This is a genomic window from Spirosoma luteolum (assembly GCF_054778875.1).
Genome location: NZ_BAAGZE010000006.1, coordinates 678,939 through 690,513 on the forward strand (window position 1 = coordinate 678,939; position 11,575 = coordinate 690,513).

Consider the following 11,575-nt stretch of genomic DNA (forward strand, 5'->3'; position numbering starts at 1 on the left):
ATACTAGTTCTCGATGGGGCCAACTACCCACAAATCCATGGTTTCGCCCACCCGAATGCGTTCGCCGGGCCGTGCTTCGGGCCGCTGGCGCACCACCGTGCCGACTTCCTTTTCCGGATCATCGACCGATATTTTGGTGCCTACTTTCAGGTTTGACCCCCGGATAGCAGCCTGGGCCTCGTCGAGCTGTAGGCCTACAACGTTCGGAATATCGAACATCGTATTACCCAGCCCGTCGCCAATCTCCAGGTCGATGCGCGAGCCTTTGGGGACCATGGTTCCGGCGGCAATTTCTTTGCCATTCAGCAGCTGCCGAAGCACCGAATTTTTGGCCACGTCGGGCACGTAGGTCTTGTCGCCCTCCTGCAACCCCATCGACTCCAGCATGCGCACGGCGCTCCGGTCGATCATGTTGACCAGCTCGGGCATGGCCACCATGGGTGCTACCCGCTTGGTTACCTTGAGGTAAATCTTGCGCCCCTCCTTTACCTTGGCGTTGGCATGGGGGTACTGCTCGATCACGGTCAGCGGCTGCGCCCCGGCCACAAACGTACAGTCGGTTACCTCATAGCGCAGGTTGCGGTCTTCGAGGATGTTGTGCATCTCGTCGAGGCTCAGCTTCGACACGTCGGGTACCGTAATGGTCTGCCCGTGGTTGGTCGTGTAAGGCAGGTACAGGAAAAAGAATCCCAGGAAAAGGGCCGCGATCAGGGCCAGTATAATACCGACCTGTACCAGCAGATCGGGCAGTGAACGGGTACTGATTTTAGCCATTCAGGTTGGTCATAAAGAAACGGGTGGAGACGCGGCCAGCGCCCCCCTGTGCTCAAAACTAACGAGAATACCGGGGGTTCAGCGATACCCGGCCAGCATTTTTTTGATGTATTTGCCCACAATATCGAATTCGAGGTTGACCGTATCGCCTGGTTTCAGGACCCTGAAACCCGTGTGTTCGTAGGTATACGGGATAATCGTAACCCGAAAACGGTCGGGCTGCGAGTTGAATACCGTCAGGCTCACCCCGTTGATACAGATTGATCCTTTCTCTACCGTTACGTTGTCGGCTACGGCGGGGTCATACTGAAAATCGAACAGCCAGCTGCCGTTCAGGTCCTCCACATGGGTACAGACTCCGGTCTGGTCGACGTGCCCCTGCACGATATGCCCATCAAAACGGCCATTGGCGGGCATGCAGCGTTCCAGGTTCACCACCGAGCCCGGTGCCAGCAAACCCAGATTGGTTTTTTTGAGGGTTTCGTCGACTGCCGTAACCGTATAGCTGCCATCGGCCACACTCGTTACCGTCAGACAAACGCCGTTGTGGCTCACACTCTGATCGATGGTCAGCTCCGGACTCATCGTCGACTCGATCCGGAACGTCAGGTTGGTCCCTTCGGCCTCGATGGCCGCTACCGTACCTGTAGTTTCAACAATACCCGTAAACATAATACTCGTCGTGAAGGGATTCCGCAGAACCCTGTAGTTGGTTGATGGGCAGAACGGCGGGCGCTCAGGGCCGCGGGATGGGTCTGCCGGTTATGAACAAGGAACTGCCGAAGGGGGTTCGGGGCAGCCACCGGTTTTCGAACGTCACCAGCCGGTAGAGTGTCTGGTTGACCCAGGGGGCCGGCAGGTACACATCCGACCGGGCCGTTTCGGGTGCGCGCTTGCCGAGCCGCAGTTCCAGCTGCTGCCACTGCCGCATGGCCAGAATCAGGGGCGACAGCAGCAGGCTCCAGTAGGTCGAGGTTTGGAGTGCCAGTCCGGCCAGTGGTAACAGCCGCGCCAGATCGGCCCGCACGAACCGCCGGCTACTCCCCACGGCCAGATCGTGCTGACCTTTGAATACCCCAAAGGCGTTGTTGTTGCTGATCAGCAGGCCATCGGCCGCCAGCCTTGCTCCGAAGTTGGCCAACAGCCGGGTCAGGCCGGCATCGTCGAAGTAGCAGAACACGTCGTTGCAGACAATGGCGTCGAAGGGGAGCTGGGCTGGCCAGTCGGCCAGATCGTTGAGGTTGAGCAGCGACACATCGAGCCCGCGCTCGTGGCAGAAGGCCACCGCATCGGCCGAGCCGTCGATGCCCGTCAGCCGGTCGTAGCCCTGCGCCCGCAGGTAGTCGAGCAGTCCGCCGGTGCCGCAGCCGGCATCCAGAATCCGGATATCGCGCCGGGCGCCGAACCGCTGCCGCAGGGCCGCCCCCACCCGCTCGTGCAGGTGTCGATACCACCAGAGCTCCCGCTCAACGGCGTACATCTTTACGTATTCGTCGGTATGACCAATCATGACAGGCAGAAACTAAATGCGGTCGAAAGCAGCAGCGCCGGTGTCAGCCACGCAGCTTTATCGGACTTGACGACAAAAGCGGGCAGCCCGCTCTGACTCATAAACAGCTTGCCCAGGTATTCGCCCAGCACGCCCAGAAACGCGAACTGAAGCCCCAGACCCAGTGCCATACACAAGACCACAATGCCCCAGCCGGGTACGGTCCATGCCCCCCCCACGTAGCCCAGCGCCAGGGCTAAGCCCGCCAGCAGGCTGAGCCCCGTAAGCGCCACGCCCAGCATCGTGAAAAACCGGATGGGCCACAGCGAATACCCAACAAACACGTTGACAAACAGACTGATCAGTTTACGCGTGGTATAACCCGACTGCCCATCGGCACGGGGCTGATGCGGCACCTCTACACTGCCGACGTTGCGCGTGACCCGAAAAATCAGCCCGTCGATGTAGGGATAAGGCCCCGGATACCGAACGATTTCGTCGATCACGCCACGCCCGATAAGCTTGAAGCTCGACAGATACAGGCCCGACGGCTTACCCAGCGACAGGGTGGTCAGGCGATTGACGAGGCTGCTGCCCACATTCCGAAACCAGTGGTGCTGTTTTCGGGCGTAGCGGCTGTAAACCACATCGTAGCCCCCCCGGCGGGCCTCATTGAGCAAGGTCAGAATAGCCTCGGGCGGATTTTGAAAATCATCGTCGATCAGCACGGCGTAGTGGCCCCGGGCGTGGGTCAGGCCGCACAGTACGGCATTGAACTCACCGAAGTTCCGGCGCAGACTGATGGCCCGCACCACCGGATACCGGTCGGCCAGTGCGTTGCATACCTGCTCCGATCGGTCGGCACTGCCATCATTGACCAGCACTACCTCGTACGACAAGTCTGCCAGGCAGGTAGCCAGGTGCTCCACCAGCGGACCAATGGTTCGCTCACTGTTATAAACCGGAATAATAACCGATACTTCCATGACGTTGCCAGGCGGCTGACGACGGGACTACCAACCGAACCGCAACCAGCCGGACGCAAAGGTATCAGGCCATAGGCTAACTTATGCCATCGATTTACCGCAGGAGGCCCGAAAAAGGCGGAGCATCTACGTGGCAAACCCATACCGGCTGGCTACTTTTGTTTAAGTAAGTACGGCGCCGGGCATGTCTGCCTTGGTTGACAGATCCCGTCCGTCGCCTGCTGCCTTGCTTTTTCAGTTTGCCCATGCCCGGTTTATCCGCTGCTCATCCCTTTTTCGATGTCATCCTGGCCGATAATCCCGTTGGTATCATCGTGCTCGAAGCTGTTTACGATACCGATGGTCTTTTCCTGGATTTTCGGTTTCGCTACGTCAACCCCGCGGGGGGCAGAATGCTGGGGCAGTCGCCCGATCAACTAACCAATCAGCTCCTCCATGAGGTAATTGCCGACGTGGATAGCCGCCCCTACTGGCGGTTGTATAAGCAGGTACTCGAAACGGGCGAAACACTGCACCTGACGGATACGCGCTATGAAGTCGATGGGGTGAGCACCTGGTTCGATCTGCTGGTCAACCGCATCGACAAATCGGTACTGGTTCGCTGCACCGATGTTACGGCACGTCAGCACAGCCAGGCCACGTCGGCCTCCACCACCACCATCCTGGTCGATGTGCTCGACACCGTCAACGAATCGATATGCGTACTGGAGCCTGTCAGCGATAAAGCTGGCACCATCGTCGATTTTAGCTACCGGTTTGCCAACGAGCCCTACGCCCAGTATTGGGCAGAAAGCAACAACGTACTGATAGGCAGCCGTTTCAAGAACTCGGTACACCACCACGCCTGGCCCGATCTATTCGACGCGCTAACCCAGGTTGTCGACACCGGGCAGCCCTACCAGACCGACTATTCGGTGGGCGAGCCTGGCCACCTGCGCTGGTACACGCTGCAGGCTTCGCGCATGCAACGGGGGCCGGTCGTGCTTACCCTCCGCGACATTTCGGAGCGCAAGGCCCGCGAACTGTTCGAGATCGAGCAGAATCAGTCGCTGCAAAAGGCCGTCGCCAACCTGGAACGATCCAACCAGGATCTGGCTCAGTTTGCCCAGGTGGCCAGCCACGACCTGCAGGAGCCCCTGCGCAAGATTCAGGTGTTCAGCGATATTCTGCAAAACCAGCTGGCCGACAGTTTATCGGAAGGCGAGCGCGATATGGCCCAACGGCTGCAGCTTTCGGCAAAACGGATGCAGCAGATGATTCGCGACCTGCTCAACTATTCCCGCCTGTCGAGCGATGAGGCTACGTTCGAACCAACCAGCCTGCAAAAGGTGGTTGCCGATGTTTGTACCGATCTGGATATGCTTTTGCAGGATAAGCAGGCCGACGTGTCGGTCGGCGAGCTACCGGTGGTGCAGGGCAATGCCTCGCGGCTGCGGCAGCTGTTTCAGAATTTGCTCGCCAATGCGCTGAAATTTCAGCCGCCCGGCCAGATACCCCGCATCCAGATCGCGTCGGAACTGGCCCCGCCCGATCAGTTGCCCGGAGCGCTCAAACCGGGCCGGCCATACTACCGCATAACCGTTACTGACAACGGCATCGGGATGGATGTTGAGCGGTATCGCAATAAGTTATTTCGCTTGTTTCAGCGGCTTCATGAGCGTCGCTCCTATTCCGGAACGGGCATTGGTCTGGCCGTTGCGCTGCGTGTGGCCGAAAGCCACGGTGGATTCATCGATGTGGCCAGTACGCCGGGAGAAGGCAGTACGTTCTCGGTCTACCTGCCGAGCTGAGGCTGGGGCAGGTTATTGGTATCGAGCCAGAACGTAAATGTCCGGTCGAGCAGTTCGTGGGTCGACTGGTAGCCGCCCGGTTTTACCAGGTAAGCGTTGACACCAAGTCGGTAAGCCCGGTCGATATCGGATGGATTATCGGAGGTACTGAATGCTACAATGGGCACCGTTCGGGTTCGTTCGTCGGTGCGGATGCGTTCGACGATATCGAAACCGCTCATGCCGTTCAGGTTCAGATCCATCAGAATCAGGCGCGGCACCGGCTGCGGGGTTTTCTCATCGGGTTCGCTGCCATACAGGTATCGAATGGCCGATGTGCCACTATCCAGAATTTCGTATCGAATCGGGCGGGCCTGCCGACGCATCAGCCGGGCAAACACGTCAGCTTCGTCTGGATTATCTTCAACGTACAGAACATCAGTCATTCGCTACACGGTCTTTGTTGGGAACGAAACCCAAAAACTGGTCTTCCTGTTCGGTTCGGAGTGAAACCAGATTTTGCCCTGGTGCCGGTCGATGATGCGCTTCACAATAGCCAGCCCCACCCCAGAGCCCGTAAACTGCCGGGCATTGTCGAGCCGTTTAAACAGTTCGAACATATGGTCGGCCTGTTTCATATCAAATCCGATGCCATTATCGGTGACCTGATACACCACTTCCGACTCTGTTTCGTAGCCGTCGATCTGGATTCGGGCATCGGTGGTCATCCGGGTATACTTGGCCGCATTGGTCAGCAGGTTCTGAAACAATTGCCGTACCATCACCGGATCGCCGTAGATCGGCGGCAGCGTGCCCAGCTGGATCGACAGGCTGCGATCGCGCTCCTCGACCTTTACATCGTCGAGAATCTGGCTGATCGTCAGGGCCATATCAACTTCCTGCCCGTTGATCGGCAAACGGCCCATCCGCGAGTAGTACAGGATGTGTCGAATCAGCGCCCGCATGCGGTCCGATGAGTCGATTATTTTCTGGAACAGCTCGCGGCCATCGTCGTTGAAATCGCGTCCGTATTCTTCGAGCAGAATTTCGGTGTAGCACCGGATCGACGAAAGCGGGGTGCGCAGATCGTGCGACACCGTGTAGCTGAAGGCATCGAGTTCATCGTAGGCTTCTTTCAGCCGCTGGTTCAGCAGCCGTACCTCATTGGCCTGCCGGCTGATCATCTGCAGCACATCTTCCCGCAGTTTCAGCACGGCCGCCACATCGGTTTCCGACCAGCTCTCCGACTTGCCGCGTACCGTTTCGACCCAGGCGGCAAAACTCTGCCGGGGGCTCAGCCGGCCCTGCCCGCTGGCATCTACCGTCACGGCTTTTTCGGGATTGCCGGCCCAGGTTACCTGCTCCAGGTGCTCAGGCTTGAACCACAGGATGTATTCGCCCAGTTCGTGCGACAGCACCAGCGCCAGCAGCCCGCTCCCAACCGACGCAAAATCGGCCGCAGGCGGGTACACAGCCGACAGTTCACTGGTTTGGAGAAACGCTTCGGAGTCGGTGGTTTTGAGCCAGCCCATCAGCGCCTGAACAGCTTCTTCATTGGGTGTCTGCCCCATCCGAATCAGCTTGCCCCCGAAACACAGCACCGCGCCCCCCGCCTGTGCCAGGTCGAGCAGCGTCACGCTATGCTGGGTGAGGGCCTGCACTACGTCGTTGTCCTGAACGAGCTGCTGCTGCAGCTGCATGTTGGTTTCGCGGGTTTTATTCAGCTGTACCTGGTCTTCTTCATCGCGCCGGAACTCAAGCGCGGCCGACAGGAGCTGACTCACGAAACGGGCCGTTTGCCGGGCCGAATAGTCGACGAAACGGGGGGTGTAGTTGTGACAGGAAATAAGCCCCCAGAGCTGCCCCCGATACAGCAGCGACAAACTCATCGAAGCCGCCACACCCATGTTGTGCAGGTATTCGATATGGATCGGCGATACAGCCCGCAGGCCCGCGTGGGTCATGTCGAGCGGCTGGCCGGCGGGCCAGCCGGGCACCGTCAGGATGGGTGCGGGCGTACTGCCGGCGTCGGCAATGAGCCGAACCAGGTTTTTACGGTACAGCTCACGGGCCTGTGCCGGAATATCCGACGCGGGGTAATGCAGCCCCAGAAAGGGCTCCAGATGGTCGTGGCGCGCTTCGGCCACCACCTCGCCATGCCAGTCGGGGCTGAAGCGATAGACCATTACCCGGTCGAAACCAATAATCGTTTTGATGCGCTCGGCCGTGTTCTGCAGCAGCTCGGGCAGATTCCGGCTCGACTGCACTTCGGTCAGTGCCTGCGTCATCAGCAACTGGTTGATGGTCTGGGTTTCGAGCGATGAAGCCGCCGGCTCCCACTCAAGCAGAATCAGCCCCTCGTGCTCATGGGTGATCAGGTTCCAGGCCCGGCCGTTGATCTGAATGCGATACGGATTGAGCGTGTCCCACGAGTGATTGCGGGCGCCCACGTTGAGCAACTCGACAACCACCGACGGCGCCACATCGGTCCCCTCGAGCAAAGCCGCGATTGGTTTTCCCAGCAACTGCGCGGGCGATTGCCCGTTGAGTTCGGCACTGTTGGCACTGATGTGCACAATCGTGTAGGTTACCGGCTGCACGGCAACGAGACAACCGTGCGACTGAACATAACCCAGTATATGAATGGGCTCCTGTTCGCAGCTCAGTATGTCGGGAATAGCGTTAACCACGTTGGATTATAAAGCAAGAAAACAAAACACAACCAGGCAATCGATCGACCGCTGGCGTTTACAACGTATAGGGGGGCAATATACGTCGAATGACTGCCCAACCGGGGCACGCAGCCAATTTTAATATGGCCACGACCGGGTGTTCAGTGCTGCAGATCGATTCGGCGAAACCCAAAACGAATACCCAGCGCCGTGTAGGCCAGGATGATAACCGATTCGATCACCTGCTCGAGCCGATGCTGGCTATAATATCCCGAACGGTATTCATCGATCCAATCGACCAGCAGGGCCACATAGACGGCCAGTACGAGAAGGGCGCCCAACGTGACCAGAACGATGAATAAAGAAGAATGCGGTTTCATAAAAAAAGCGTTTCGCCCAGTCAATACTACAACCAGAGGCCGAGTAGGTAAGACAGTATTTGATGGAACGGGTTTAATGCAACACAAACTTTTTTTTCGTTTACAATGATTCAACCGGTGTCTGCTATTGGCCGGTCGACACCGGAATGCCCAACTGGTTACATACAAGACCCGTGCTGTTCGTTGGTACAGGTTTTGCATCAGCGTATATCCGTATTAGTACTTAAACCTGCCGGCCGATGCAAAAACTTACCATCAATGTCAAAACGATTACCTGGGCAACACTGATTGCGCTTTCTCTGTTAAACTGCTATGCTCTGTTTCATTTTACCAGACAGCTGTTCCACCTGCTTCTCGACTAAGCATTTCTACACATAATCACCTATCTGACAGCACCATAAACAATCGGATCGTAGCCGTCACTCCTGACCCGGCCGATCCGATTTTTTTACATCCCGATTCAGCAGCCTTTCTTTCTCCGTCGGGCAAACCGACGCGGGTAGCCGGCAACGCCTGTCCAGATTCTGGAAATCCTCCCCGTTTCAGGGACAACGGCTGCCCATCCATGGCTCCAGCCCTGGTACCACTAATTATACCAAACCCACCATTTGGTTTACTGCTATTGAAAAATCGGCGCGAACCGACGCATGGGAACAGCTCGCCACACCGATACGCGGCCGGGTAGGTGCGGCCGGTTCGTTTGTCTATCTTTAGGCATCAATTCACAGAGCTGACACCAGCGTTTTCAGGGGGCGCGAACATCAGGGGTTGCGGAGGGCCAGTCCCCAATCGGTCCTGTACCGCAGTCAGCTGCGCCCTTGACGCTGACCAGCCCCCCGACATCGGGGGTTATCTGCGGCTATTGCCAGCGACCTTCTCTTCCCGCAATCGATTATGGAAAAATCACCCAACAGCGAGCAAAAGCCCGGCAACCCCGCTGAGCAGCAAGCCGATCATACGCCCCGTAGTGGCGAACGGCCCGGACAGGGCTCAGAAACCGCCCCCGACCATTACACAGCAGACGCGGGTAAACACGACGCTGACAAACGGATTTTTCCGGCCCCCGACAACGTGGGCGCCAAAGACCGGAACCCGGTGCTGGCCCAGCCGCCCGAAGCCTTCACGGGCCTCAAACTGGGCAAGCCCGCCACCGTAGCCGCCGGCATCACGGCCGTGCTGAAATCCATGGCGTTTTCGTGGGGCGAAGCCGGCGTAGGTCGCGGCACCCACGCCCTGCTGACGCTGAACCAGAAAGACGGCTTCGACTGCTCATCGTGTGCCTGGCCCGATCCCGACGATCACCGATCAGTGGCCGAGTTCTGCGAGAACGGCGCCAAAGCCACGGCCTCCGATGCCGACACCCGGCGCGCCGACCTCGCTTTTTTTGCCCGGCACAGCCTGGCCGAGCTGTCGCAGCTGACCGACCGCGATCTGAACAATACGGGCCGGCTGACGCATCCGCTGGTAAAACGGCCGGGCGCCACGCACTATACGCCCATCAGCTGGCCCGACGCGTTTCAGCTGGTAGCCGACGAACTCAATGCCCTACCTTCGCCCAACGAAGCGGTGTTTTACACCTCGGGCAAAGTGCCCAACGAGCCGGCTTTTCTGTACCAGCTGTTTGTTCGGCAGTTTGGCACCAACAACCTCCCCGACTGCTCCAATATGTGCCACGAGAGCAGCGGTTCGGCGCTGAGCCCGACGCTGGGCCTGGGCAAAGGCTCGGTGACGCTCAACGACATCCACGAAGCCGAAGTGATTCTGATCATGGGCCAGAACCCCGGCACCAACCACCCCCGTATGCTGTCGGCGCTGCAGCTGGCCAAACGCAACGGCGCCAAAATCATTGCCGTCAACCCGCTGTATGAAGCTGGCCTGAGTCACTTCAAAAATCCGCAGGATTTCATGAATCCGCTTCGGGCGGTAGGTACGCTGCTGGGGTCGGGCACCCCCATTGCCGATCTACACCTGCAGGTGCGCATCAACGGCGATATGGCCGTGCTGCGGGGTATTATGAAACACCTGTTGCGGTCGGAAGAAATGAACCCCGGCCAGGTAATCGACCACGATTTCATTGCGCAGTATACGGCCAACTACGATGCTTTTCTGGAGACGATCCGGACTACCAGCTGGAACGATATCGAGCAGCAAAGTGGGCTAAGCCGCAACCAGCTGCTCGAAGCCGCCAACCTGATCGCCCCCAGAAAAAAAATAATTACGTGCTGGGCCATGGGCCTGACCCAGCAGAAAAACGGGGTCATGACCATCCAGGAGATCGTGAACCTGCAGCTGATGAAGGGAGCGATGGGTAAGCCCGGGGCCGGCACCTGTCCCGTACGCGGTCACTCCAACGTGCAGGGCGACCGCACCATGGGTATCTGGGAGCGCCCCCACAAGGCGTTTCTGGATGCGCTGTCCAGCGAATACGGCTTTGAGCCCCCCCGCGAACACGGCCTCGACACGGTAGAAGCCATCAAGGCCATGTACGAAGGCAAAACCAAGGTGTTTTTCAGCCTCGGCGGTAATTTCCTGTCGGCCACGCCCGACACCGAACTGGTAGCCGACGCCATGCGCAAACAGCGCCTGACGGTGTTTGTGAGCACCAAACTCAACCGGGGTCACCTCGTTACGGGCGACACGTCGCTGATTTTGCCCTGCCTCGCCCACGTCGACATCGACCGGCAGCGGTCGGGCCCGCAGTTTACTTCGTGCGAGAACTCGATGGGCGTTGTCAGTCAGAACAAAGGCGTGCTGGAACCCCTCGACCAGTCGATGCTGAGCGAAGTAGCCATTATTTCGGGCATCGCCATGGCCACACTGGGCAGCCGCTCGTCGGTCGACTGGGTGGGCTACACCGACAACTACGACACCATCCGCGAGGCCATTTCGCGGGTGATTCCGGGCTTCGACAAGTTTAACGAGAAAATTCGCAAGCCGGGTGGCTTTTACCTGCCCAACGGCCCCCGCGAACGCAACTTTACGACCGAAAACGGCAAGGCAAACTTCACGGCCACTAGCCTGGAGGCCCACCCGCTCGAACCCGATCAGCTGGTGATGATGTCGATCCGGAGTCACGATCAGTTCAACACCACGATCTACGACTACAACGACCGCTACCGGGGAGTGTACGGCGAACGGCGGGTCATTTTCATGAACGCCGGGGACATGCAGCGCCGGGGCATCCGCGAGCGGCAGCTGGTAAACATCACCAGTCACTTTGCCGGGCAGGAGCGCCGGCTCGAACGTTTCGTGGCCATCCCGTATGACATTCCGGCCGGCAACACCGCGGCTTATTACCCCGAAGTAAACCCCCTGATCCCGTTGGCCAGCGTTGCCGATAAAAGCAACACGCCCACCTCAAAATTTGTGGTGATTACGGTGGTGGCCGTGGCCGAGCAGCTGCCCGAAAACAGCACGGTGGCCGTACCGCTTACGGCTATGGCCTAGGCCGGGTGCCGGACAAGGCCGATAAAATCGGGGGCACGCGACTAAAAACAGATGGCAG

Annotated in this window: 9 protein-coding genes; 2 read left to right on the top strand and 7 right to left on the bottom strand. The window is 58.6% G+C overall.

Translation table 11 applies throughout. The features are described 5' to 3' along the window. Positions 1–3: 3 nt before the first annotated feature. The 4 genes from ACYVAC_RS13375 to ACYVAC_RS13390 all read right to left on the bottom strand — a co-directional run bounded on the left by ACYVAC_RS13375 (position 4) and on the right by ACYVAC_RS13390 (position 3,249). Positions 4–774, bottom strand: coding sequence for a PASTA domain-containing protein (locus ACYVAC_RS13375; RefSeq protein WP_461098191.1), 771 nt, complete (start codon positions 772–774; stop codon positions 4–6). A 78-nt stretch (positions 775–852) separates the two neighbouring features. Further along, positions 853–1,446, bottom strand: coding sequence for a riboflavin synthase (locus tag ACYVAC_RS13380; protein WP_461098192.1), 594 nt, complete (start codon positions 1,444–1,446; stop codon positions 853–855). A 64-nt stretch (positions 1,447–1,510) separates the two neighbouring features. After that, positions 1,511–2,284 carry a class I SAM-dependent DNA methyltransferase gene (locus ACYVAC_RS13385; RefSeq protein WP_461098193.1) on the bottom strand — a complete coding sequence of 258 codons (774 nt, stop codon included), beginning with the start codon at positions 2,282–2,284 and terminating at the stop codon, positions 1,511–1,513. Beyond that, the gene (locus ACYVAC_RS13390) at positions 2,281–3,249 is read right to left on the bottom strand and encodes a glycosyltransferase family 2 protein (RefSeq protein WP_461098194.1); all 969 of its coding nucleotides are present in this window, start codon (positions 3,247–3,249) and stop codon (positions 2,281–2,283) included. Before ACYVAC_RS13390 ends, ACYVAC_RS13385 begins: the two co-directional genes overlap by 4 nt. Positions 3,250–3,494: 245 nt before the next feature. Between ACYVAC_RS13390 and ACYVAC_RS13395 the strand changes: the two genes are divergently transcribed. Then, positions 3,495–5,039, top strand: coding sequence for a sensor histidine kinase (locus ACYVAC_RS13395; RefSeq protein WP_461098195.1), 1,545 nt, complete (start codon positions 3,495–3,497; stop codon positions 5,037–5,039). Here ACYVAC_RS13395 and ACYVAC_RS13400 read toward each other — a convergent pair. The 3 genes from ACYVAC_RS13400 to ACYVAC_RS13410 form a co-directional block, all read right to left on the bottom strand. Continuing rightward, positions 5,024–5,464, bottom strand: a complete 441-nt coding sequence (locus ACYVAC_RS13400; RefSeq protein ID WP_461098196.1) for a response regulator — start codon at positions 5,462–5,464, stop codon at positions 5,024–5,026. The two genes, ACYVAC_RS13395 and ACYVAC_RS13400, sit on opposite strands and share 16 nt — an antisense overlap. Positions 5,465–5,467: 3 nt before the next feature. After that, on the bottom strand, positions 5,468–7,708 hold the full coding sequence (locus tag ACYVAC_RS13405) for an ATP-binding protein (protein ID WP_461098197.1): 2,241 nt from the start codon (positions 7,706–7,708) through the stop codon (positions 5,468–5,470). A 143-nt stretch (positions 7,709–7,851) separates the two neighbouring features. Further along, positions 7,852–8,031, bottom strand: coding sequence for a hypothetical protein (locus ACYVAC_RS13410; protein WP_461098198.1), 180 nt, complete (start codon positions 8,029–8,031; stop codon positions 7,852–7,854). Between the two features lie 933 nt (positions 8,032–8,964). Here ACYVAC_RS13410 and ACYVAC_RS13415 point away from each other — a divergent pair. Continuing rightward, on the top strand, positions 8,965–11,517 hold the full coding sequence (locus tag ACYVAC_RS13415) for an FdhF/YdeP family oxidoreductase (RefSeq protein WP_461098199.1): 2,553 nt from the start codon (positions 8,965–8,967) through the stop codon (positions 11,515–11,517). The last annotated feature ends 58 nt before the right edge of the window (positions 11,518–11,575 follow it).

Bases quoted from the DNA above. Each gene is read 5' to 3' on its own strand.
- ACYVAC_RS13375 (WP_461098191.1), bottom strand. From the start codon at position 774: ATGGCTAAAATCAGTACCCGTTCACTGCCCGATCTGCTGGTACAGGTC.
- ACYVAC_RS13380 (WP_461098192.1), bottom strand. From the start codon at position 1,446: ATGTTTACGGGTATTGTTGAAACTACAGGTACGGTAGCGGCCATCGAG.
- ACYVAC_RS13385 (WP_461098193.1), bottom strand. From the start codon at position 2,284: ATGATTGGTCATACCGACGAATACGTAAAGATGTACGCCGTTGAGCGG.
- ACYVAC_RS13390 (WP_461098194.1), bottom strand. From the start codon at position 3,249: ATGGAAGTATCGGTTATTATTCCGGTTTATAACAGTGAGCGAACCATT.
- ACYVAC_RS13395 (WP_461098195.1), top strand. From the start codon at position 3,495: ATGCCCGGTTTATCCGCTGCTCATCCCTTTTTCGATGTCATCCTGGCC.
- ACYVAC_RS13400 (WP_461098196.1), bottom strand. From the start codon at position 5,464: ATGACTGATGTTCTGTACGTTGAAGATAATCCAGACGAAGCTGACGTG.
- ACYVAC_RS13415 (WP_461098199.1), top strand. From the start codon at position 8,965: ATGGAAAAATCACCCAACAGCGAGCAAAAGCCCGGCAACCCCGCTGAG.